This is a genomic window from Pseudoxanthomonas daejeonensis (genome assembly GCF_010093205.1).
Taxonomy (GTDB): domain Bacteria; phylum Pseudomonadota; class Gammaproteobacteria; order Xanthomonadales; family Xanthomonadaceae; genus Pseudoxanthomonas; species Pseudoxanthomonas daejeonensis.
Window position 1 is genome coordinate 1 of the sequence record NZ_PDWN01000002.1, and the last position, 22,120, is coordinate 22,120.

Annotated in this window: 19 protein-coding genes and 1 riboswitch; of the genes, 12 read left to right on the forward strand and 7 right to left on the reverse strand. The window is 69.8% G+C overall.

Annotation, left to right across the window (positions count from 1 at the left end; all coding sequences use genetic code 11):
- Positions 1-105: 105 nt before the first annotated feature.
- Together CSC65_RS01675 and CSC65_RS01680 are read left to right on the forward strand one after the other, a co-directional pair.
- The gene (locus CSC65_RS01675; protein ID WP_162408252.1) at positions 106-687 is read left to right on the forward strand and encodes a cytochrome b; all 582 of its coding nucleotides are present in this window, start codon (positions 106-108) and stop codon (positions 685-687) included.
- Positions 684-1,250: a YceI family protein gene (locus CSC65_RS01680; RefSeq protein ID WP_162408253.1), complete on the forward strand. Its 567-nt coding sequence runs from the start codon at positions 684-686 to the stop codon at positions 1,248-1,250. Before CSC65_RS01675 ends, CSC65_RS01680 begins: the two co-directional genes overlap by 4 nt.
- Before the next feature lie 126 nt (positions 1,251-1,376).
- Here CSC65_RS01680 and CSC65_RS01685 read toward each other — a convergent pair whose 3' ends face one another.
- The gene (locus CSC65_RS01685) at positions 1,377-1,604 is read right to left on the reverse strand and encodes a glutaredoxin family protein (RefSeq protein WP_162408254.1); all 228 of its coding nucleotides are present in this window, start codon (positions 1,602-1,604) and stop codon (positions 1,377-1,379) included.
- 133 nt (positions 1,605-1,737) lie between these two features.
- On the opposite strand from CSC65_RS01685, the gene CSC65_RS01690 reads away from it, so the two are divergent.
- Together CSC65_RS01690 and CSC65_RS01695 are read left to right on the forward strand one after the other, a co-directional pair.
- Positions 1,738-3,120, forward strand: coding sequence for an L-serine ammonia-lyase (locus CSC65_RS01690; protein WP_162408255.1), 1,383 nt, complete (start codon positions 1,738-1,740; stop codon positions 3,118-3,120).
- 64 nt (positions 3,121-3,184) lie between these two features.
- Positions 3,185-6,337 carry a ligand-binding sensor domain-containing diguanylate cyclase gene (locus tag CSC65_RS01695; RefSeq protein WP_162408256.1) on the forward strand — a complete coding sequence of 1,051 codons (3,153 nt, stop codon included), beginning with the start codon at positions 3,185-3,187 and terminating at the stop codon, positions 6,335-6,337.
- Here CSC65_RS01695 and CSC65_RS01700 read toward each other — a convergent pair.
- The 3 genes from CSC65_RS01700 to metX form a co-directional block, all read right to left on the reverse strand.
- The gene (locus tag CSC65_RS01700) at positions 6,324-7,349 is read right to left on the reverse strand and encodes a homoserine dehydrogenase family protein (protein ID WP_238390255.1); all 1,026 of its coding nucleotides are present in this window, start codon (positions 7,347-7,349) and stop codon (positions 6,324-6,326) included. The genes CSC65_RS01695 and CSC65_RS01700 overlap by 14 nt on opposite strands.
- Positions 7,350-7,426: 77 nt before the next feature.
- Entirely contained in the window at positions 7,427-8,680 is a 1,254-nt protein-coding gene (locus CSC65_RS01705; protein ID WP_162408258.1) for an O-succinylhomoserine (thiol)-lyase, read from the reverse strand.
- Positions 8,677-9,711: a homoserine O-succinyltransferase MetX gene (gene metX, locus CSC65_RS01710; protein ID WP_162408259.1), complete on the reverse strand. Its 1,035-nt coding sequence runs from the start codon at positions 9,709-9,711 to the stop codon at positions 8,677-8,679. Before metX ends, CSC65_RS01705 begins: the two co-directional genes overlap by 4 nt.
- 71 nt (positions 9,712-9,782) lie before the next feature.
- A riboswitch (SAM riboswitch) is annotated at positions 9,783-9,902 on the reverse strand.
- Positions 9,903-10,138: 236 nt separating this feature from the next.
- On the opposite strand from metX, the gene CSC65_RS01715 reads away from it, so the two are divergent.
- From CSC65_RS01715 to CSC65_RS01735, 5 genes are all read left to right on the forward strand, one after another.
- Positions 10,139-11,083 (forward strand): NHL repeat-containing protein, encoded by a 945-nt coding sequence (locus CSC65_RS01715; RefSeq protein ID WP_162408260.1) that lies wholly within the window; start codon positions 10,139-10,141, stop codon positions 11,081-11,083.
- Positions 11,080-12,021 (forward strand): peptidoglycan DD-metalloendopeptidase family protein, encoded by a 942-nt coding sequence (locus tag CSC65_RS01720; protein WP_162408261.1) that lies wholly within the window; start codon positions 11,080-11,082, stop codon positions 12,019-12,021. Before CSC65_RS01715 ends, CSC65_RS01720 begins: the two co-directional genes overlap by 4 nt.
- Positions 12,022-12,102: 81 nt before the next feature.
- Entirely contained in the window at positions 12,103-13,707 is a 1,605-nt protein-coding gene (locus CSC65_RS01725) for a peptide chain release factor 3 (protein WP_162408262.1), read from the forward strand.
- A gap of 110 nt (positions 13,708-13,817) precedes the next feature.
- Positions 13,818-14,495: a PAQR family membrane homeostasis protein TrhA gene (trhA, locus tag CSC65_RS01730; RefSeq protein WP_162408263.1), complete on the forward strand. Its 678-nt coding sequence runs from the start codon at positions 13,818-13,820 to the stop codon at positions 14,493-14,495.
- A 72-nt stretch (positions 14,496-14,567) separates the two neighbouring features.
- Positions 14,568-16,562 carry an AsmA family protein gene (locus CSC65_RS01735; protein WP_162408264.1) on the forward strand — a complete coding sequence of 665 codons (1,995 nt, stop codon included), beginning with the start codon at positions 14,568-14,570 and terminating at the stop codon, positions 16,560-16,562.
- A gap of 16 nt (positions 16,563-16,578) precedes the next feature.
- Here the strand turns inward: CSC65_RS01735 and CSC65_RS01740 are convergent, their stop codons facing one another.
- The 3 genes from CSC65_RS01740 to mtgA form a co-directional block, all read right to left on the reverse strand.
- Entirely contained in the window at positions 16,579-17,007 is a 429-nt protein-coding gene (locus CSC65_RS01740; protein ID WP_162408265.1) for a CBS domain-containing protein, read from the reverse strand.
- Positions 16,967-18,001: a glycosyltransferase family 2 protein gene (locus CSC65_RS01745; protein ID WP_162408266.1), complete on the reverse strand. Its 1,035-nt coding sequence runs from the start codon at positions 17,999-18,001 to the stop codon at positions 16,967-16,969. The genes CSC65_RS01740 and CSC65_RS01745 overlap by 41 nt, the downstream gene beginning before the upstream one ends.
- A 79-nt stretch (positions 18,002-18,080) precedes the next feature.
- Positions 18,081-18,800 carry a monofunctional biosynthetic peptidoglycan transglycosylase gene (gene mtgA / locus CSC65_RS01750; RefSeq protein WP_162408522.1) on the reverse strand — a complete coding sequence of 240 codons (720 nt, stop codon included), beginning with the start codon at positions 18,798-18,800 and terminating at the stop codon, positions 18,081-18,083.
- Positions 18,801-18,838: 38 nt separating this feature from the next.
- On the opposite strand from mtgA, the gene CSC65_RS01755 reads away from it, so the two are divergent.
- The 3 genes from CSC65_RS01755 to CSC65_RS01765 all read left to right on the forward strand — a co-directional run bounded on the left by CSC65_RS01755 (position 18,839) and on the right by CSC65_RS01765 (position 22,073).
- Positions 18,839-20,161, forward strand: coding sequence for an aspartyl/asparaginyl beta-hydroxylase domain-containing protein (locus tag CSC65_RS01755; protein ID WP_238390238.1), 1,323 nt, complete (start codon positions 18,839-18,841; stop codon positions 20,159-20,161).
- A complete protein-coding gene (gene hslO, locus CSC65_RS01760; RefSeq protein ID WP_202922813.1) occupies positions 20,158-21,048 on the forward strand; it encodes an Hsp33 family molecular chaperone HslO in 891 nt (296 codons plus the stop codon). The genes CSC65_RS01755 and hslO overlap by 4 nt, the downstream gene beginning before the upstream one ends.
- A 167-nt stretch (positions 21,049-21,215) precedes the next feature.
- Positions 21,216-22,073, forward strand: a complete 858-nt coding sequence (locus CSC65_RS01765) for an XOO1806 family protein (RefSeq protein ID WP_162408523.1) — start codon at positions 21,216-21,218, stop codon at positions 22,071-22,073.
- Positions 22,074-22,120 lie beyond the last annotated feature (47 nt).

The following is a 22,120-nucleotide window of genomic DNA, read 5'->3' on the forward strand; positions in this document are numbered from 1 at the left end:
TCTTCCTTTTTATTCATACCCACACCCCCCACAGATTCTCCACCCTACCTCTTCGTCGGCAGCATAAGAGGTATATAAGAAACACCCCCAGGACCCCACCCCGCCATGACCCTGAAGAACAGCGCCGACCGCTGGGGTGGCATCAGCCAGTTGCTGCACTGGAGCATCGCCGTGCTGATCCTGTCGATCGGCGCGATCGGCCTGGTGATGGGCGAACTGCCGCGTTCGCCGAAATTCTTCTGGGTCTACACCGTGCACAAGTCGCTGGGCCTGACCGTGCTGGCGCTGGTGCTGGCCCGGATCGGCTGGCGCCTGTATGCCGGTGCGCCGCAGCCGGTCGCGGGCACGCCGCGCTGGCAGTCGAAACTGGCGTCGCTCACGCACGGCGCGATCTACATGCTGATCCTGGCGATGCCGCTTTCGGGCTGGCTCTACGACTCGGCCAGCGGGCTGAGGCCACTGCGCTGGTTCGGCCTGGCCGAAGTGCCCAAGCTCAGCCGGCCCAACGAGGGGCTCGCCGGTGCGATGCACGAAACCCACGAACTGCTGTTCTGGGTGCTGCTCGCGCTGGTCATCGGCCATGCAGGCGCAGCGCTGTACCACCACTTCGTCCAGCGCGACGCGACCCTGGCGCGGATGCTGCCCCGCCGCTGGATCGATGCCCCCCCACCCAAGGAATCCGAATGACCATCAAGCTCACCTCGCCGGCGGCTGTCGCCACCGCGCTGGCCGCGATGCTGGGCGCCGCCCCGGCTGCAGCCGCCGACTACGTGCAGGCGCCCGGCTCGACCCTGGCCTTCGCCAGTCGCTATGACGGCGAACTTTTCACCGGGCGCTTCTCCAGCTTCGACACCAGGCTCAGCTTCGACCCGGCCAAGCCGGAAACGGGCACGCTGGACGTGACCATCGGCCTGGCCAGCGCGGTCACCGGCAATGCCGATCGCGATTCGACGCTGAAGACCTCGGACTTCTTCGACGCCGGCCGCATCGCGCAGGCGAAATACAGCGCCAGCGGCTTCCGCAAGCTGCCCGATGGACGCTACGCCGCGGACGGCACGCTCGAACTGCGCGGCGTGCGCAAGCCGGTAACCCTGACCTTCAGCTGGAGCGGCGGAGCGCAGCCGGTGCTGGAAGGCAAGGCGGTGGTGAAGCGCCTGGATTTCGGCGTCGGCGGCGGCGACTGGGCCGACACCGCGACCATCCCGGACGAAGTGAACATCAGCACCAAGGTGGCGTTCAAGCCGCGCTGAGCGGCAGCCGCACGCGGGTCCATGCGCGGCGGCGGCGCGCTCGATCCAGCGAGGGAAGCGACGATGCGAAGGCGGCGTCGCAGCCCTCGGCCACACACCCGCGGGCGCGAGGCAGCCCACCCACGTTCACCCCAGCCACCGGCGCAAGCCTTCAGCGTCGAACGGCCAATCCAGTTCGGCGCCGGTCGTCACATCGCGCAGTACCGGCACCCGGTGCCCGTAGCGCGCCTCCAGCGCCTCGTCGCCGTCGATGAATACGCTCTCCGGCTCGTCCAGCCGTGCCTGGGCCAACACGCCCAGCGCCATGTCGCAGAGGTGGCAGTCGTCGCGCTGGTAGAGGAGGTAGGGCGGCATGCAGCTTCCTGGTTCGGGGCGATGCGGGGGGCGCCACGGTAGCCCAGCCGGTATCGCCCCGCATCCCATCATGCCGGTTGCAGGTGCAACCAATACAATGGCCGTCCTTCCGGTTTTCCGTACTCCCGCCCCTATGGCCGTCAGCACCTTCGACCTGTTCAAGATCGGCATCGGGCCGAGTTCCTCGCACACGGTCGGTCCGATGCGCGCCGCCGCGCGCTTCGTCCAGCGCTGGCTGGCCGAACCCGGCCACCTGGACCAGGTCGCGCGCATCCGCTCCGAGGTGTTCGGCTCGCTGGCCCTGACCGGTCGCGGCCACGGCACCGACAAGGCTTTGCTGCTGGGACTGGAGGGTTACCTCCCGAACAGCATCGACCCGGACATCATCCCGGCCACGCTGGACAGGATCCGCGCCGACAAGTCGCTGCGCCTGCCCGGTGGGCGCGTCATCGGGTTCGAGGAAAAAGGCGACCTGGTGATGAACAAGCGGCAGAAGCTGCCGTTCCACACCAACGGCATGCGCTTCACCGCCTACGACGCCAGTGGCGCGGAGATCGCGACCCGCGATTACTACTCCGTCGGCGGCGGCTTCGTGGTCAACCAGGACGAAGCAGCCGAAGACCGCATCGTCGCCGACGACACCGTGCTGCCGCATCCGTTTTCCAGCGGTGACCAGCTGCTGCAGCGTTGCCGCGAGACCGGCCTGCCGATCGCCCGGCTGATGTTCGAGAACGAACTGGCCTGGCGCAGCGAAGCGGAAGTCCGCGACGGACTGCGCGAGCTCTGGGAGGCGATGCAGGCCTGCGTGGCCCGCGGCATGCGCTCGGACGGCACCCTGCCCGGCGGCCTGCACGTGGTCCGGCGGGCGCCCGCGCTGTATCGCGAACTGTCGTCCAAACCCGAAGCGGCGATGCGCGACCCGCTGACCACGCTGGACTGGGTGAACCTGTACGCGCTGGCCGTGAACGAGGAGAACGCCGCCGGCGGCCGCGTGGTCACCGCGCCGACCAATGGCGCGGCCGGGATCATCCCGTCGGTGCTGCACTACTACGACCGCTTCTGTCCCGGATCGAACGAGCAGGGCGTGTTCGACTTCCTGCTCACCGCCGCGGCCATCGGCATCCTCTACAAGGAGAACGCCTCGATCTCCGGCGCCGAAGTCGGCTGCCAGGGCGAAGTCGGCGTGGCCTGCTCGATGGCCGCCGCCGGCCTGGCCGCCGCGCTGGGCGGCAATCCCGGCCAGGTCGAGAACGCGGCCGAGATCGGCATGGAGCACAACCTGGGGCTGACCTGCGATCCGATCGGCGGCCTGGTCCAGATCCCCTGCATCGAACGCAACGCGATGGGCGCGGTCAAGGCGATCAACGCCGTGCGCATGGCCATGCGCGGTGACGGACAGCACAAGGTCAGCCTGGACAAGGTCATCAAGACCATGCGCGACACCGGCCGGGACATGCAGGACAAGTACAAGGAAACCAGCCGCGGCGGCCTGGCGGTCAACGTCATCGAATGCTGAATAGGGGAAGTTTCAGATTTCGGCGTCCGGGCCGCTAGTGCAGCTCAAGGAAAAGCCTTAAAACATGTCCACGGGAACCGGGGGGATCTCGATCAACGGCTTCGTCGCCATGCTTCGTCGGCCCCGCCTGCCGGGCAGGCCATCGATATCCGCACGCCGCGCGTGCCGGGCAGGCCTCCGCCTGGCCGGCGGCCTGTTGCTGTGCGTGGCCGGCGTCGCGGGCGCCCTGCAACCCGACAAGCCGTTCCGCGACTACGTCGGCGACACCTGGGGCGTGGAACACGGGTTACCGCAGATCAGCGTCCTGTCGATCACCCAGGACCTCGAGGGCTACCTCTGGCTGGGTTCGCAGGGCGGCCTGGCCCGTTATGACGGCAGCCGCTTCGTGGCCTTTGGCCAGGAAGATGCGCCCGAGCTGGGCAGCCACGTGCTGGCGCTGCAGGGCGACGCGGAGGGCCGCCTGTGGATCGGCACCTCGCAGGGGCTGCTGGTCCACAGCGACGGCCACTTCCAGTCGATCCCGGTCGCGGCCGGACCAGACCAGGCGCAGGGCGCGTTCCCGATCCGCAGCATCGTCGAAAGCGGCGGTGAGCTGCGCTTCGCAGGCCCCGACGGCGTGTATTCCACCAACGGTGCATCCCTCGCGCTGCATTCCCCGCTGGACGGTCCGGCACTGAGCCTGCTGTCCGATGCCGATGGCCTGTGGGTCGGCAGCACCGGGCGGGTGTTCCGCATCGATGCCGAAGGCGTACAGCAGACCACCCTCCCCGCCAGTGCCGCCCTGGCCCAGGTGTCGCACCTGGCCGCCGATGCCCAGGGAGACCTGTGGGCCGGCACCGCGCAAGGCCTGTACCGGTTGCACGCGGACACCTGGCAGCGGATGGACGCCGGTCCGGTCGAAGCCCTGCGCAACGACCACGATGGCAACCTCTGGGTCGCCACCACCACCGGGCTGCTGCGCTTTCGCGATGGCCGGCTGGTCGAGCGCGTGCAGGAGCTTCCCGGCAGCCGCGCGATCCGCTCGATCCACGAGGACCGCGACGGCAACCTGTGGCTGGGCAGCCTGACCGACGGCGTCACCCGCCTGTGGGACGGCTGGACCACGCGCCTGGGCGCCGCCCAGGGCCTGGGCAATCCGCTGCTGTGGGCGATCGCCCCGGGCAGCGATGGCGAGGTGTGGGTGGGCGGGAGCGATGGCGTCGACGTCTACCGCCAGGGCCGCTTCCACCTGCGCGTGCCCGGCACGCGCCTGCCGCACCCGGAAGCCTACAGCCTGCTGGTGGAGCGCGACCGCGCCTGGATCGGCACGCGCAGCGGCGTGGCCCTGCTCCAGGGCAACCGCGTCGAGGTGCCTCCCAAGCTGGGACTCCTGCGAGGTTCGCAGGTCAACGGCATCGTCCGCGATCGCGGCGGCCGCCTGTGGTTCGCCACCACCCAGGGCTTGTTCGTCCTGGGGCCCGACAACCAGCTCGCCCACTACACCGAAGAGCAGGGCCTGGGCGACCGGCGCGTGCGCCTGGTCCACGAGACCCGCGACGGCCGCCTGCTGGTAGGCACCTACCGCGGCCTGTACGAGTGGCGCGACGGCCGGATCCTGCCGCTGGGCCACGATACCGGGCTGGATGACCCGGGCATGGTCACCGCCATCCACGAACTGGATGATGGTCGCTGGGTGGTCGGTGTCAGCGGTGGCGAAGACCTGCGCCTATACGACGGTCGCCGCTGGATCCGGCTCGGCCGCGAACAGGGCCTCCCGGCGAACATCGCGTTCCACATCGCCAGCGCCAACGACCACCTGTGGGTGGCGGGCATGCGCGGCGTGTACCGCGTGCCGCTGGCGGCGCTCGAAGCCCACGCCCTGGATGCCGCGATCGCGCAGCAGTCCCCGCTTGCCGCGGAGATCGTGATCAATTCCGGTGCCGACCGCGCCGGTGGCCAGGCGGACAAGTGCTGCAACGGCGCGGGAAACAGCCGCGGCCTTCTGGTCGGCGACACCCTGTGGTTGCCCACGCGCGACGGCGCGTTGCTTATCGATACGGCCAAGCTGCAGGCACGGGGCGCCGAGCCGCAGGCGCAGATCGAGCGCCTGCAGGTGCAGGGCCGATGGCGGCATCCGCAACGCGATGCGGCGCTGGCGCTGCCGCTGGGTGCGCGCGACATGCGCTTCGAGTTCAGCGTGCCCTCGTTCCAGCCGATGCATCCGGTGCACCTGCGGTACCGGCTCGTCGGCTACGACCCGGACTGGCGCGAGCCCGATGCACCGCACCTGCGCACCGCGACTTATACCAACCTGCCGCCGGGCGAATACAGCTTCGAAGTCGCCGATTTCGCGCAGGCTGATCCGGTCGCGCGCGCGGCACGACTGGCGCTGTCGGTGCCGCCCCGCTGGCACGAGACGCTCGCGTTCCGCCTGCTGCTGCCGCTGCTGGTCGGCGGCCTCGCGTACCTGGCCTACATATGGTTGCAGCGCCGCCACACCAGCCAGCGCGCCGCGCTGGAATCGCTGGTGCAGGAGCGCACGCGCGACCTGCAGGCGGCGAATGCACGCCTGGAGGCGCTGAGCTTCACCGACCCGCTCACCGGGCTGCACAACCGGCGCTACCTGTCGCGGCAGATCCCCGCCGACCTGTCCTTCTACGAGCGCGACGCGGCCTACCAGTCCGGCGAGGAGGCGCTCGTGTTCGCGCTGCTGGACGTGGACCACTTCAAGTCGATCAACGACACCCATGGCCACGCCGCCGGCGACCGCGCACTGGAACAGCTGGGTGGGTTGCTGAGCGCGCTGGTGCGCAAGGGCGACTACGTGGCGCGCTGGGGCGGCGAGGAATTCCTCCTCGTGCTGCGGCCGTTGCCGCGCGGAAGCGTGCCGCAGATCGGTGCGCGCCTGTGCGAGGAGATCCGTGCCCATGTCTTCGAACTGGACGACGGCGCCACGCACCGCATGACCGCGTCGGTCGGCCTGATCGAATGCCCGCTGTTCACGGCCGCGCCTCGCCTGCTGCGCTGGGAACAGATGGTGACCCTGGCCGACCGCGCGCTGTACCGGGCCAAGGCCGCCGGACGCGACACCTGGGCAACCTACCGGCCGCGCGAAGGCGCGCAGCCGCCCGCCGGCATGACCGCGTTCGGGGGCGACCCGTCGTGGCTGGTCGAGACCGGGCTGCTGGAGCTGTCCGGCCCGGAAGAAAACGCGGGGGCGGCGACTACGCCGCGCTGATCCGCAACACGTCGTCCAGCAGAGCGGCGGCCGTGACCTCCGCACCTGCGCCCGGCCCCTGGACCACCAGCGGCTGCACCGGGTAGCGGTCGCTGACCACCGCAACGCGGTTGTCGGTGCCGCCACCGCCGCACAGCGGATGGTCGGCCGGCAACGCGCGCAACCCGACCGTGGCCGCTTCACCGTCGAAGCGTCCGACGAAGCGCAATCGGGCCCCGGCAGCCTGCGCTTCGCGCAGGCGCGCCGCCAGCGGCGCATCAAGCAGTTCGAGCAGGCCTGCGGACGCCTCCTGCGAGGCAGCCGCCAGCGCCGGCGGCAGCAGCGATTCGACCTGCACCTGCGCAGGCTCCAAGGGCAGCCCCGCCGCGCGCGCCAGGATCAGCAGCTTGCGGCGCACGTCCTCGCCGGACAGGTCGATGCGCGGATCCGGTTCGGTGTAGCCGGCCGCCATCGCCTCGCGCACGCATGCCGAGAATGGCCGGGTGCCATCGAAACGATCAAACAGCCAGGCAAGCGAGCCGGACAGCACGCCTTCCACCGCGTGGATGCGGTCGCCACCGGCGACCAGCGCACGCAGGCTGCCAAGCAGCGGCAGCCCCGCCCCGACCGTGGCGCTGTCGCCGTAGCGGCCGCCGGTCCCGCGCTGTGCATCGGCGATGGCCTGCGACCGGGCGAGCAGGGAACCGTGGCCCAGCTTGTTGGCGGTGACCACGCTGACGCCCCGCGCCAGCCATTCCGGATGCCAGTCGGCGACCAGTTCGCTGGCGGTCGCATCGACGAGAATGTCGCCCGCCTGCAGCGCTTCGGCCTCTGCCCAGCCCTGCAATGCCAGCGTGCGGCGTGGCGCGGCGTTGGCGCGCTCAATCGCCGGCAGCAGGCCCTCGCCGCAGCCCTGCACGCTGCGCGAATTCGCAAGCCACGCCACGCGCGGCAGTTCCAGGCCGCGCGCCTGCAGGCGCTGGTAGCGATCCACGAAGGCCGCACCCACCGTACCTGTCCCGAGCAGCGCCATACGGCGCACTGGCGCGCTTCGCTCCAGCGCGGTGCGCGGTGCGATTGCGCGCCGTGGCGCCAGCCCGGAGGCAGCGCTCATGCATCCACCCGCTGCACCACCACTTCCCCGCGCGCGCCGACCACGGCAGCCTGCGCGGCCTGCAATGCCGCAGCGACATCGGCGACCAGGTCCTCGCAGGCCTCGATGCCGATCGACAGGCGCAGCAGGCCGTCGGAGATGCCAGCCTTGGCCCGCGCTTCGGGGCTCATCGCCGCATGGGTCATCGTCGCCGGATGCGCGACCAGGCTTTCCACGCCACCCAGCGACTCGGCCAGGGTGAACCAGCGCAGCGCATCGACGAACGCGCGCACCGCGCGTTCCTTGTCGCCATCGGCGCCGCCGGCCAGCTCGAAACTGAGCATCGCGCCGAACCCGCTCTGCTGGCGCGCGGCCAGCGCGTGGCCCGGATGCGACTCCAGGCCGGGGAAGTAGACCTTCTCCACCGCAGCGTGCCCGTCCAGCAGTGCCACGATCGCCGTGGCGTTCTCCTGGTGCACGCGCATCCGCGCGTCCAGCGTGCGCAGGCCGCGCAGGGTCAGGAAGCTGTCGAAGGGCGAGCCGGTCAGGCCCAACGCGTTCGCCCACCAGACCAACTGCTGGTGCAGCTCCGGATCGCGCGCGACGACCGCCCCGCCGACGACGTCGCTGTGGCCGTTGACGTACTTGGTGGTCGAATGCAGCACCACGTCGGCGCCGAAGGCGAGCGGACGCTGCAGCGCCGGCGAGAGGAAGGTGTTGTCGACCACGGCCAGCGCGCCAGCGCGGTGCGCGGCCTCGATCACGAAGCGCAGGTCGGTGATCCGCAAAAGCGGGTTGGACGGCGTCTCGATCAACACCAGCTTCGGCGACTGGCCCAGCGCATCGGCCAACGAGCGCGGATCGGTGAGGTCGGCGGTGATCAGCTCGAAATGCCCCTTGGCCGCCAGCGCGTTGAACAGGCGCCAGCTGCCGCCGTAAGCGTCGTGCGGCACCACCAGCCGGTCGCCGGGCTGCAGCAATGCGTGCAATACCAAGGTGATCGCGCCCATGCCGGTGGCGGTGACCACGCCGCCGGCGCCGCCTTCCAGGTCGGCCAGCGCCTCGCCCAGCAGGTCGCGGGTGGGATTGCCGCTGCGCGTGTAGTCGTACTGGCGCTTGTTGCCGAAGCCGTCGAAGCTGAAGTTGCTCGACAGCACGATCGGCGGCGTGACTGCACCGTAGGCCGTGTCGCGGTCGATGCCGGCGCGTACCGCCGCAGTGGCGGGGCGACAGCCGGGGGTTTCGTTCGCGGGGGTGGGGGTCTTGCTCACGTGGAAGCTCCGTTGCCGCGCAGGACGGCGGCGAGAATGAGGTCGATGCGATCGGTTTCTTTCAGGAAGGCGTCGTGGCCGTACGGCGAGCGCAGCACGCGCAGCTGGCCGCGGTCGTGCAGGCCCTCGACCAGGGCCACCGAATCGGCCAGCGGCACCAGGCGATCGCCTTCCACCGCGACCACCGTCACCGGCACGCGCACCGAGGCCGGATCGAGCCGGTGCAGGTCGATCGATTCGGACAGGCGCAGGTAGGCGGTGACCGGCGTGCGGGCGACGTACTGCGCGCCTGCGGCGTCCAGGTAGTCCTCGGCGGCGCAGCGCACGCGGCCGTTGATGATCTCCGGCGCGCTGTCGAAGCGCTCGCCGAACTCTTCCGGGGTGCGGTAGCTGAGCATCGCGAATTGCCGTGCCAGTGCCAGGCCCTGCGCGTCGGCGCACTGCAGCTGGCCCAGTGCCACCGCACGGCGTTGCAGCGCGCGCCACGCCGAGGCGTAGGGATGCGGGCGATGCGCGCCACTGACCGCGATCAGGCGATCCAGGCGACCGGGGTGGCGGGCGGCGAACTGCAGACCGACCATGGCCCCGTACGAATAGCCGACGAAGGCCTGCAGCCGGTCGATCTCCAGCGTCTCCAGCAGCGCGGCGATGGCGTCGGCCTGGTCGATGGTGTCGATCGGAGCGTCCAGGCGCCCGTCGGCACCGACGTAATCGAAGGCGAGGATCCGGTGGCCGGCCGGATCGAGCGTGCGCCCGGTAACTACCAGCGCATTGGCCCAGCCCGGTTCGGCGAAGGCTCCGCTGGCCGAGACATGGCGATGCGCGGAAATGCCGCCGGCGACGAACACCACCGGCGCGTCGGCCGGACCTTGCAGTTCGTAGCGCAACACGACCTGGCGTACGCCGGCATGGCGCATCGGCAGCGTCACCGCGATTTCGCCGCGCTGGGCGGAGGGCACGGCATCGGCCGCGGGCGGCGCGCTGCTCAGGTCGGGAAATTCGGATTGCAGGACAGTGTTCACGAGGCTCATGGCGGGGATCCGGAGGGAAACCGCCATCGAGCCTTCGCGGGGCCCGCGTTCGCCGTGCGCTGGCACGGTACGAACCATCTTCCGACGGACGCTAAGGTCCCCCGCAGGATTTGGCACCTACGCGGACGCTTTGCGTCCGCGGGCTGCCCCGGCATCAAAGGGCCTGTTCCCTCCGCCGGTCTCGATGGCGGGGCCAGATTGCCACCCCCCGCCGGCGGCTGTCAATCTTTTCATCCGGATAGAGAGATGGTTACAAACTTCACGTTTTACCCCGTACCTGCCGATAATCACGTCCATGCAGGCCATCCCCCGACTCCTGCGAGCCTCCGCGGTCTTTCTCGCGGCAGCCCTCGCCCCCTCCGTCCCCGCCGCCCCGGCCGCCGCCGCGTCCCTCCCGGTCATCCACGAATCCTGGATCTCCGCGCCCATGACGGGCGAAGAGATGGATTCGCTTGCGGTCTGGCAGAACACCGGCCAGCGTCCATGGCTGATCGCCTCGGCCAAGGAGGGCCAGCGCCTGCTCCTGTTCGACGCGGACAGCGGCGTGCGCATCGGCGCCTCCGGTGGACCGGGCACCGGGCCCGGGCAGTTCCATCGCCCGAACGGCGTGGCCGTGTCGGGCGACCTGCTGTTCGTGGTCGAGCGTAACGGCCAGCGCGTCCAGGTGATCCACCTTCCGGACTTCACCGTGCTCGGCGACTTCGGTACCGGCGAGTTGCAGCTTCCTTACGGCATCTGGATCGATGCGTCCGCGCCGGAAGGTCTCGTCGTCTACGTCACCGACAGCTTCATGGCCGATTTCGCCACCGCGCAGTTGCCGCCGCGCGAACGCCTGGCCGAACGGATCAAGCGCTATCGCGTCTCGGTGGATGCCGGTGGCCGCCTGCAGGCTGGCTACCTCGGCGCCTTCGGCGATACCGGCGACGCCGGCGCCCTGCGCATGGTCGAATCGATTGCCGGCGATCCTGCCCATGGACGCCTGCTGATCGCCGAAGAGGACAAGCGCGTCGGCGCCACGCTGCGCGAATATTCGCTCGATGGCCGCTTCCTCGGGCGCAACCTGCCACCGTTCGAGGACGACGCCGAGGGCGTGGTGCTGTGGCCCTGTGGCGACGACGCCGGCTACTGGGTCGCGGTCGACCAGCTGGATCCGACCCGGTTCCACCTCTTCGAACGGACCACCCTGAAGCCGGCCGGCAGCTTCACCGGCGCACGGACCGCGTTGACGGACGGCGTCGCACTGCACCCGCGTGCCACGACCCGCTTCCCCCACGGCGTGCTGTTCGCCCTGAACCGTGACCACGCCGTGTCCGCTTTCGACCTGGGCAACCTCGTGCGCCGCCTGCGGCTGGCGCCCGCCTGCCTGGAATGACGCACGGCCGCGCCCGCCCGGTCGGCTGGCTGCTGGCGGCTGCGGCCGGAGTGGCGCTGGCGATCGCGCTGCCCGCGGACGCTGCACGCTTCTGGCGCTGGAAAGACGCACAGGGCACGCCGGTCTTCGGCGATCGCCCGCCTGCCGGGGAAGTGGACGGGGTACAGGCGTCCTCGTTCCGGCGCAGCCCCACCGATCCGGTCGGGCTGCATGTGCAGGACCGCGGCAGCCATTACGAGGTGGTGGCCGACAACCGCGCGCCGGGCCCGGTGGAAGTGCAACTGGCGCTGGCACGCGCGGAGAACGTGCGTCCGGTGCCCGCGCTGCCGGCCAGCAGCGTGGTCCCGGCCGGTGGCAAACGGGTGCTGGCGAGGGTCTACCCGGTCGATCCGCGCATGCCCAACGCCTTCGAGGTGGTCCTGGACCAGCTGCCGGGCGACCCGCGGGCGCGTCCCTTCGATTTCGAGTACCGCGTGCCGTTCGACTACGGGCGCGTCCGCGTCGACCAGGGCTTTGGCGGCCGCTTCAGCCACAACGACCCGCAGAACCACTACGCGGTGGATTTCGCCCTGCCCGAGGGCACGCCGGTGCTGGCCGCGCGCGGGGGCGTGATCCTGCAGGTGGAATCGGATTTCGAACGGACCGGGCTGGATCGCGAACGCTACGGCGGTCGCGCCAACTACATCCGCATCCTCCACGACGACGGCAGCATGGCCCTGTATGCGCACCTCAAGCCCGAGGGCGTCGAGGTGCGCGTCGGGCAGCAGGTCCGGCAGGGCCAGCGCATCGCCCTGTCGGGCAACACCGGCTTCAGCACGGCTCCCCATCTTCATTTCGTCGTCCAGGCCAACCGCGGCATGCGCCTGGAGGCCATCCCGTTCCGCATGTTCGGCGCGCTGGGTGAACTGAAGTTCGCCCGTGACGAAACCGGCCGCTGAACCCCGGTCGGGTCCGGGAGGGCCGGGCCGGTATAATCCGCCGTTTCCGCCAGCACCCCGCGCCTCCCGGCGCCAGCCCCCATGTCCGAAATCTCCCTCGAAGCCGCGCGCCGGCGCACCTTCGCGATCATCTCGCACCCCGACGCCGGCAAGACCACGCTGACCGAGAAGCTGCTGCTGTTCGGCGGCGCGATCCAGATGGCCGGCTCGGTCAAGGGCCGCAAGGCGGCCCGCCATGCGACCTCGGACTGGATGGCGCTCGAAAAGGAGCGCGGCATCTCGGTGACGTCCTCGGTGATGCAGTTCCCGTACGAGGGTCGCGTCATCAACCTGCTCGACACCCCCGGCCACGCCGACTTCGGCGAGGACACCTACCGCGTGCTCACCGCGGTCGACTCGGCGCTGATGGTCATCGACGTGGCCAAGGGCGTGGAGGAGCGCACGATCAAGCTGATGGAGGTGTGTCGCCTGCGTGCCACGCCGATCATGACCTTCATCAACAAGCTCGACCGCGAGGGCAAGGACCCGATCGACCTGCTCGACGAGGTCGAGACGGTGCTCGGCATCCAGTGCGCGCCGGTGACCTGGCCGATCGGCATGGGCCAGCGGCTGAAGGGCGTGGTCCACCTGATGACCGGCGAGGTCCACCTGTACGAACCCGGCCGCAACTTCACCCGCCAGGACTCGACCATTTTCCCGTCGCTCGACGCGCCGGGACTGGAGGAGAAGATCGGCAAGGAGATGCTGGCCCAGCTGCGCGACGAGCTGGAGCTGGTCCAGGGCGCCAGCCACCCGTTCGACAAGGCCGCCTACCTGCGCGGCGAGCAGACCCCGGTGTTCTTCGGCTCGGGCGTGAACAACTTCGGTGTGCAGCCGCTGCTGGACTTCTTCGTCGAGCACGCGCCGTCGCCGCAGCCCCGCGCGACCACCGGGCGCGAAGTGGCGCCGACCGAGAACAAGCTGACCGGCTTCGTGTTCAAGATCCAGGCCAACATGGACCCGCAGCACCGCGACCGTGTCGCGTTCATGCGCGTGTGCTCGGGCCAGTTCACCGCCGGCATGAAGGCTTTCCACGTGCGCACCGGCAAGGAAGTGAAACTGGCCAACGCGCTGACCTTCATGGCCTCCGACCGCGAGATCGCCTCCGAGGCCTTCCCCGGCGACGTGATCGGCATCCACAACCACGGCACGATCTCCATCGGCGACACCTTCACCGAAGGCGAGGCGCTGTCGTTCACCGGCATTCCCAACTTCGCCCCGGAGCTGTTCCGCCGCGCGCGCCTGCGCGACCCGCTCAAGCTCAAGCAGCTGCAGAAGGGCCTGGCCCAGCTGTCGGAGGAAGGCGCCACCCAGTTCTTCCGCCCGCTGATGAGCAACGACCTGATCCTGGGCGCGGTCGGCGTGCTGCAGTTCGACGTGGTCGCCTATCGGCTCAAGGACGAATACGGCGTGGATGCCAGCTTCGAGCAGGTCGGCGTGGCTACCGCGCGCTGGATCCATTGCGCCGACGCGAAGAAACTGGAGGAGTTCCGCGAGAAGAACGCGATGAACCTTTCAATCGACGCAGCCGGTGAACTGGTCTACCTCGCGCCCACCCGGGTCAACCTGCAGCTGGCCCAGGAGCGCGCGCCGGGCGTCATCTTCCGCGCCACCCGCGAGCATGCGCACAGCGTCGCGGTCGATTGAGCCCGTCAGGCGCCGCTTGCCGGCGCCTGCCATGCACGACCCGCCACCATCCCATTCGGGCCTGCTGCGTACAGATGCACGCATCGCGTGCTTGCAGTAAGTTGCGGCGCATGCCGGCCGCCCCGTCCCCCACCCGCGACGCCGCGCACCACGTGCGCGACGAAATCGCCAACGCACTGACCCATGGCCTCGGCGCCGCCGCCGCGCTGGCCGGTGGCGCGGTGCTGATCACCCTGGCGGCGATCTATGGCGATGGCTGGCAGCTGGCCGGGGCGATCGTGTTCGGCGTGGCGCTGCTGCTGCTCTACACCGCTTCCACCCTGTACCACGCCATCCAGCACCCGGTGGCCAAGGGCCGGCTGAAGGTGTTCGACCACTGTGCGATCTACCTGCTGATCGCCGGTACCTATACGCCCTTCACCCTGATCGGCCTGCGCGGCCCCTGGGGCTGGGGATTGTTCGCGGCGATCTGGACGATCGCCCTGGCCGGCGTGGCGTTCAAGCTTTTCTACACTGGGCGCTTCCCGCGCCTGTCCACGGCCCTCTACATCGCCATGGGCTGGCTGATCGTGGTGGCGTTGAAGCCGATGCTCGAATCGATCGATGCATGGACGCTGGGCTGGCTGCTCGCGGGCGGCGTGTTCTACACCCTCGGAACCTACTTCTACCATCGCGAATCGATCCCCTATTCGCATGCGATCTGGCACCTGTTCGTGATCGCCGGCAGCGTCTGCCATTTCGTCGCGGTCAGCGCGCAGGTATTGATGCCGCGCCTGCAGCAGGCCTGACCCGCAGGCCTCGCGTGAACATGCGCTCCGGCGCTTCGCGTGGCGTGCACACGGCATGCCGATACTGGCCGCATGAACGGGTCAGCTTCCAGCAGGAACCGCCTTTATCGTGTCCGCCAATGGCGCCCCTCGCGCCGGGCCGGCATCGTGCTCGGCACGCTGGCGCTGGTCGTGCTGGTGGTATGGCTGCTGTTCGACTGGAACTGGTTCAAGCCGCCGCTCGAGCGCGCGGTCAGTAGCGCCACCGGGCGCGAGTTCCGCATCGACGGTGACCTGGACGTCGACCTGGGGCGCACGATCACCGTCTCGGCCGACCAGCTGCGGCTGGCGAACGCGCCCTGGTCTAAAGAGCCGCGCATGGGCAGCGCCGAACGCGTGGAGATCGACATCGCGCCGTGGCCCTTGCTGGCACTGCGCCTGCGCATGAAGGAGGTGCGCGCCACGCGCGCCAATGTCTGGCTCGAAACCGCTCCGCGCGGCGGCGGCAACTGGGTATTCGACGACGGCAAGCCCGACGCGGCCGAGACCGATGAGCCTCGCTGGCGACTGGACCGCTTGTGGATCGAGGACAGTCGGCTGCGCTTCACCGATGCGGCCGAGAAGACCGACATCGACATCACCCTCGACAGCGTTGCGCCGGAAGCCGCGCAGCGCGCCCAGCCCGCGCAGGCGGCTGCCCCGGTTGCGGTGAAGGGGCGCGGGCACTGGCGGGGCGCGGCGTTCCGGCTCGAAGGCCAGGCCGCGTCGCCGCTGGCATTGGCCGACAGCGACACGCCCTACCGCATCGACCTGGATGCCCGCGCCGGGGCGACCCGGGCCAGCGCCAGCGGCACGCTCACCAATCCATTCCGGTTCCAGACCTTCGACGTGCAGATGCAGCTCGCCGGGAAGGACCTCGAGGACCTGTACCCCCTGCTCGGCCTGGCCCTGCCGCCCTCGCCGCCCTACCGCCTGGACGGGCGCCTGCGCCGCAACGGCGATGTGTGGCGCTACGACGGCTTCAAGGGCGTGGTCGGCGACAGCGACCTTGCCGGCGACGTGCAGGTCGACGTCTCCGGTGCGCGCCCCATGTTCACCGCGCAACTGCTCTCGCGGCGCCTGGACTTCGACGACCTCGCCGGGTTCCTCGGCGCCCCGCCTTCGACCGGGGGCAAGGAGACGGCCAACGCCGAGCAGAAGGCCGAGGCGGCCAAACGGGCGGCCAGTCCACGCCTGCTGCCGGATACGCCCTACGACCTCACCAAACTCAACGCGATGGATGCGGACGTGCGCTGGCGCGCGGAGAGGATCCACGCGCCGAAGCTGCCGATGATCGACGACATGGACGCGCACCTGCTGCTCGACGGGGGCGTGCTGCGCCTGGAACCGCTGAACTTCGGCGTAGCCGGCGGCGACGTGCGCTCGACCATCCGCATGGACGCGCGCAAGCAGCCGATCGATACGCGGGCCCGGATCGCGGTGCGCGGGGTGGAACTGCCCAAGCTGCTGGCCCAGGCCGAACTCGCGCAAGGCGCTGCCGGGCGCATCGGCGGGGACATTTCGCTGCACGGCCGCGGCGATTCGATCGCCGCCATCCTCGGCAGCGCCGACGGCGACGTCGGACTGGGCATGGGCCGCGGCCGGATCAGCAACCTGGTCATGGAACTGGCCGGCCTGGATATCGCCGAGTCGCTCAAGTTCCTCCTCACCAAGGACCGCCAGGTGCCGATCCGCTGCGCGTTCGCCGACTTCGGCGTGCAGGATGGCCTGATGACTTCGCGCGCGCTGGCGTTCGACAGCACCGATACGATCATCGTCGGCGAAGGCACGATCAACCTGGAAGACGAGAGCCTGGACCTGCTCCTGCGGCCGCGCCCGAAGGACCGCAGCATCCTCTCGCTGCGCTCGCCGCTGCGGGTCGGCGGAACCTTCAAGGATCCGTCGTTTCGCCCGGATTTCGCCGCGCTGGGCCTGCGTGGCGCGGTGGCGCTCGCGCTGGCCAGCATCACGCCACCGGCGGCGCTCCTGGCGACGTTCGAGACCGGACCGGGCGAAGACAGCGACTGTGGCGGGAAGTACGCGCGCTGAAGCCTGCGCGCGCCGCTCAACTGGCGATGTAGCGCTGCAGCTGTTCCAGTTCGAGCTGCTGGTCGGCGATGACCGCCTTGACAAGGTCTCCGATCGAAATCACGCCGATCACATGCCCGTCCTCGACCACCGGCAGGTGGCGGATGCGGCGCTCGGTCATCAGCTGCATGCACGCGTGCACCGGCGTGTCGGTCGAAACGGTGATCACCTGGGCGGTCATGATGGCGCTGGCCGGCGTATCGGCGGACGACCGTCCCTGCAGCACCACCTTCCGCGCGTAATCGCGCTCGGACAGGATGCCGGCGAGTACGTCGCCGCGCAGGACCAGGACCGCGCCGATCGACTTGTCGGCCATCAGGCGGATCGCTTCCACGACCGGCGCCTCCGGCGCCACCGCGAAGACTTCAGCCGGCTTGTCCGCCAGCAGTTGGCGTACCGTGCGCATGGACAACTCCGTCAGCGTATTCCTCGCCAGAGGATACTCCTGCGGCGACCGGTTGCCATGTATCCACCACATACAGCGGCCGCTGCTTGGCTTCCTCGTACAGGCGGCCCAGGTATTCACCGATGAGGCCCAGTGCGATCAGCTGAACCCCGCCCAGGAACAGGATCACGACCATCATGGTCGGCCAGCCGGCCACGCGATCCCCCCAAAGCAGGGTCTTGGCCATGATCGACAGTCCACCCACGAACGCGGCAAGCGCGGTCATGATGCCGACATAGGTGGCCATGCGCAGCGGCGCAGTGGAAAAACTCGTGATGCCTTCCAGGGCGAAGTTCCACAGCCGCCAGAAGCCGAACTTGCTGCTGCCGGCCAGCCGTGGCGCGCGCCGGTACGGCAGCGCGATGCGACGGAACCCGACCCAGCCGAACAGGCCTTTCATGAACCGGTGCCGTTCGCGCAGCCGGGCCAGCGCCGCCAGCGCCCGCGGCGAAAGCAGGCGGAAATCGCCGGTGTCGGCTGGAACGGGCGTGGGCGAGAGCCGGCCGATCAACCGGTAGAAGACCGCTGCCGCGCCGCGCCGCATCCAGCCGTCGCCCTCGCGTTCGATCCGCGTCCCGTAGACATCGTCCCAGCCTTCGCGCCAGCGCGCGACGAATTCCGGGATCAGTTCGGGCGGATCCTGGCCATCGGCATCGAGGATCATGGCCGCCCCCTCTTCGACCTGGTCCAGGCCCGCGGTCAGGGCCGCCTCCTTGCCGAAGTTGCGCGAAAGCCGCAGCAGCGCCACCTGCGGATCGGCAGCCGCGATGCCCTGCAGCACCTCCCAGGTACCGTCGTGGCTGCCATCGTCGACGTAGAGGACGCGGGTACGCAGCCCGGACAAGCCGGCCAAGGTCGCGCGGATCCGCGGATGCAGCAGCGGCAGCGCCTGCGCCTCGTTGCAGGCAGCCACTACCACGGTGATCAGTTCGTGCCCGGGTGATTCTGGTCGCATGGAGCCGATGGTACGGAGCACCCGCCGCCGCGGCCAGCCCGATGCGGTCGTGCCGGCAACGACGCGGCGTCGCGACGGTTCAATCGAGCTGGTCCAGGTAGTCCGGCCCACCGAGCTGGCGCATCTGCCGCTGGATCCACTGCGCGCGGCGCTGCACGTAGGGCCCGGGATTGCGCGCGCTGTAGCGCCGCGGCGCCGGCAGCACCGCGGCCAGGCGTGCGCTCTCGGCCGCGGTCAGGCGGCTGGCGTCCTTGTGCCAGTAGCTGCGCGCCGCCGCCTGCGCGCCATAGATGCCATCGCCGAACTCGGCGACGTTGACGTACACCTCGAGGATGCGCTCCTTCGGCCACATCACCTCGATCAGCAGCGTGTACCAGGCTTCCAGGCCCTTGCGCAGCCAGCTGCGCCCCTGCCACAGGAACTGGTTCTTGGCGACCTGCTGGCTGATCGTGCTGCCGCCGCGCACGCGCTTGCCGCGCGCATTGTGGTCGATCGCCCTCTCGATGGCCTTGAGGTCGAAACCCGAATGGCTGGCGAAATTCTGGTCCTCGGCGGCGATCACCGCCATCGGCAGGTAGGTGGATATCTCGTCCAGGTCCCGCCAGTCGTGGGCCACCCGGAAATCCCAGTCGCCCTGCCGCCAGGCCTCGCCCTGCCGCGCCAGCATGAATGCCGAAACCGGGGGATCGACGAACCTGAGCACTGCCACCTGCAGCGCGGTCCCGGCGACGAACACCAGCGGCAGCCACAGCAGCCACTTCCACAGGCGTCGCCTACGCGTGCTGGTTTCGCTTGCGATGACACGCCCCCTGTCTGCCGGTGCCCGCTGGAATGATAATGCGTCCGCCCACCCTGACCGGCCCCACCATGGACACCCGCCGCCCCGAACAGCTCGCCGCCCTCGTCGCCGAAGCCGAGGCGCTGACCCGCAATGGCCGGTCACAGGAGGCGCATGGCCTCTGGGAGCGGATCCTGGCCATCGATCCCGAGCACGCGAGCGCACTGAACCAGCTGGGCGCGCAGGCCCTGGCCCGCGGCGACCTGGACAGCGCCGAGTCCTACCTGCAGCGCGTCCTGGCCGTGGCGCCGCGCACGGCCACCACGCATGCCAGCCTCTCGCGCCTCCACGCGATCCGCGGCGACCGTGACAGGGCCCTGGAGGCCATCGATGCGGCCATCCAGATCGATCCGACCGCCTGGGTCCCCCATGTGGAGAAGGCCCGCCTGCTGGAGGAGGCCGGACAGCTGCGCGTGGCCGGCCTGCACTGGGGCAACGCGCTCAACTACATGCCCGAATCCGTGCAGCGCCAGCAGCACCTGCAGCAGCTGGTGATGCACGCCCAGGCGGCGGTGCGCCGCAACCAGGACGATCTGGCCGGGCATCTGGAGGACAACCTGTCACCGCTGCTGCACGGCCACGGAACCCGCGAGGTCGAGCGCATCCGCCACAGCCTCGACATCCTCGCCGGGCGCCGCAGCTTCCCCGCCGCCCGCCCGCTCACCCTGCCCATTCCACGGCTGCCGGCCATCCCGATCTTCCATCGCGAGGATTTCGACTGGGCGCCCGACGTGGAGGCGGCGTTTCCCGACATCCTCCGCGAACTGCATGCCCTGCTCGACCACGATGCCGACTTCGAGCCGTACGTGCAGACGCCCGACGGACAGCCCAAGGGCCAGTTCGCCCCGCTCGACCGCAACGTCGACTGGGGCGCCTACTTCCTCTGGAAACATGGCCGCCGGATCGACGACCAGGCCGACCGTTGCCCGCTGACCGAGGCCGCCATGGCCCGCGCGCCGCAGATGAAAGTTCCCGGTCGCGCGCCGGTGGTGTTTTTCTCCGCACTCAAGCCCGGCGTGCACATCCCGCCGCACAATGGCGCCACCAACGCCCGCCTGACGGTGCACCTGCCGTTGATCATCCCTCCCGACTGCGCCCTGCGCGTGGGGGACGAGACCCACGTGTGGGAGCCCGGCAAGCTGGTGATGTTCGACGATACGATCCGGCACGAAGCATGGAACCGCAGCGACCGGCTGCGGGTGGTCCTGATCTTCGATGTCTGGCATCCCATGCTCACGCCGCTGGAACGCGACCTTGTGACCGCGATGACGGGCGGACTGATGAGCTTCTACGGCAGCGACGCCGACCTGGGGGAACTGTGACCGATCCGATGCCCGACCTGATCACCCGTTTCCTGCTCCCGCACGCAGGCGTCCGTGGCGTGCACGTGCAGCTGCATGACAGCTGGACCACGCTGCTGTCGCATGCCGAGTACCCGCCCGTGGCGCAGCGCCTGCTCGGCGAGGCCTGCGCCGCGGCGGCGCTGCTGAGCGCGCACGCCAAGGTGGACGGGCGCCTCTCGCTGCAGCTGCGTGCAAATGCCGGCCTGCGCCTGCTGTTTGCCGAATGCACCGCCGCTGGCCAGCTGCGCGGCATCGTCCAGCTGGACGAGACGATGGACCTGCCATCGGACCTTCGCAGCCTGGAGCGCCCGATGCTGGCCATCACCATCGAGAATCCCGGCCTGGACCCGCGCGAGCCGCTCCGCTACCAGAGCCTGGTCGAGCTCTCCGGCGCGTCGCTGGACGAGGTGCTGGAGGACTATTTCCGCCAGTCCGAACAGCTCCCCAGCCGCCTCCTGCTCGTCGCGGGCAGCGGATATGCCAGCGGGCTGATGCTGCAGAAGCTGCCGGGCGATGAAGGCGACCAGGACGGCTGGGTACGCGCCTGCGCGCTGTTCGACACGCTGGGCACGGATGAACTGGCCACCACGCCTGGGCCATTGCTGCTGCACCGGCTGTTCCACGAGGAAGCGCCACAGGTACTGGCGGAGAAGGCCCTGGCTTTCGGCTGCTCGTGTTCGCGCGAGCGCGTCGCGGCCATGCTCCAGTCGCTGGGCGAGGACGAGGCCCGGGCCGCGGCACAGGATGGCCAAACCGAGATCCAGTGCGGCTTTTGTGGCCGTCGTTATACCTTCCCTTTGACCGAAATCGGCGTATTGTTCGAGCAGCCGCCGGCCAACGCGCCGGCGCCGGATCGCCTGCAGTAAACGGTTACAGGGGCAACGGATCCAGCTGTTCTGGGGAGGGCGGCAACTTGTTAATCAATTGTAAATCCCATACGATCGGGTCACCGTGGATCCGGGAACTGCCGTTCCCGCCGCGGGTCTGAGAATCCATCATGTCCCTGCGCCGCCTGCCCCTGCTGGCCGTCCTGCTGACCGCGCTCTGCGCGGCGCCGATGGTGCACGCCCAGGGCAGGACGAACTCCCCGACGCCGGACAAGCAGACCGTGCTGCCTGTCTGGAACAAGGGCAGCGGCAAGGTCGAGGCGATCCTCCTGCTCGAGCCTACCGGTGAAGCCGGACCGGGTGCCCGCTGGCACTTCGGCAACAATTCGCTCGACGCGGCTTTTGGCCTGGGCGCCGGTGATTCGCTGGGCCTGCTGTGCAGCGGCCCCGGCGGCGGCGACATCAACAGCCTCGCCAGCCACTGCCTGCTGGCCAGCCTTGGCGCCGATGGGCGCGCGGAAGCTCCCGGCGCACGCCGGCTCTCCGCCACCACCGCCATCAGCCGCCAGGGCAGCCGTTTCGGCCTGTCCGCCGGCACCACCCAGAACGCAGGGCTGCCGGCCTGGCTGAGCGCCGATGGCGGCAGCGCGCTTGCGCATGCCGACCGCATCGAACAGAACGACCTGCAGGTGTTCGGCCAGAAGAACCTGGGCGCCGAAGCCTACGTATCCATCGCCGGCACCTATGCGCGCGCGCGGCTGGTCCCGCTCGCCGATGCCGCACCCGGCGTGGCCGACCGCTGGGACAGCAAGAGCCTGAGCGTTGGCGGCGGCTACGGCCCCTTCAGCGCGAGCATCATCGGCCGCGTGGTGGACATGCCCGGCCAGCCTGATGGCAAGTGGGAAGGCCTCGGACTCGGCCTGACCTGGCGCACGCCGTGGAGCGGCCAGCTCACGGTCGGTGCCGAGAACGTCGTCACCCGGGGCAAGAACCCGTTCTCGCCGTCGAACAGCGACGGAGACGAGGGCACCGTGCCCTACGTGCGCTACGAGCAGGGCCTCTGATCCACGCACCCGGCACATGCCGCATGGCATGCAGCTCTTCCGGGTAG

Coding starts and splice junctions, on each gene's coding strand:
- CSC65_RS01715 (WP_162408260.1), top strand. CDS start 10,139: ATGACGGGCGAAGAGATGGATTCGCTTGCGGTCTGGCAGAACACCGGC.
- CSC65_RS01740 (WP_162408265.1), bottom strand. CDS start 17,007: ATGCGCACGGTACGCCAACTGCTGGCGGACAAGCCGGCTGAAGTCTTC.
- CSC65_RS01725 (WP_162408262.1), top strand. CDS start 12,103: ATGTCCGAAATCTCCCTCGAAGCCGCGCGCCGGCGCACCTTCGCGATC.
- CSC65_RS01680 (WP_162408253.1), top strand. CDS start 684: ATGACCATCAAGCTCACCTCGCCGGCGGCTGTCGCCACCGCGCTGGCC.
- CSC65_RS01675 (WP_162408252.1), top strand. CDS start 106: ATGACCCTGAAGAACAGCGCCGACCGCTGGGGTGGCATCAGCCAGTTG.
- CSC65_RS01695 (WP_162408256.1), top strand. CDS start 3,185: ATGTCCACGGGAACCGGGGGGATCTCGATCAACGGCTTCGTCGCCATG.
- CSC65_RS01685 (WP_162408254.1), bottom strand. CDS start 1,604: ATGCCGCCCTACCTCCTCTACCAGCGCGACGACTGCCACCTCTGCGAC.
- CSC65_RS01755 (WP_238390238.1), top strand. CDS start 18,839: ATGCGTCCGCCCACCCTGACCGGCCCCACCATGGACACCCGCCGCCCC.
- CSC65_RS01690 (WP_162408255.1), top strand. CDS start 1,738: ATGGCCGTCAGCACCTTCGACCTGTTCAAGATCGGCATCGGGCCGAGT.
- CSC65_RS01745 (WP_162408266.1), bottom strand. CDS start 18,001: ATGCGACCAGAATCACCCGGGCACGAACTGATCACCGTGGTAGTGGCT.
- CSC65_RS01700 (WP_238390255.1), bottom strand. CDS start 7,349: ATGGCGCTGCTCGGGACAGGTACGGTGGGTGCGGCCTTCGTGGATCGC.
- trhA (WP_162408263.1), top strand. CDS start 13,818: ATGCCGGCCGCCCCGTCCCCCACCCGCGACGCCGCGCACCACGTGCGC.
- CSC65_RS01720 (WP_162408261.1), top strand. CDS start 11,080: ATGACGCACGGCCGCGCCCGCCCGGTCGGCTGGCTGCTGGCGGCTGCG.
- metX (WP_162408259.1), bottom strand. CDS start 9,711: ATGAGCCTCGTGAACACTGTCCTGCAATCCGAATTTCCCGACCTGAGC.
- CSC65_RS01735 (WP_162408264.1), top strand. CDS start 14,568: ATGAACGGGTCAGCTTCCAGCAGGAACCGCCTTTATCGTGTCCGCCAA.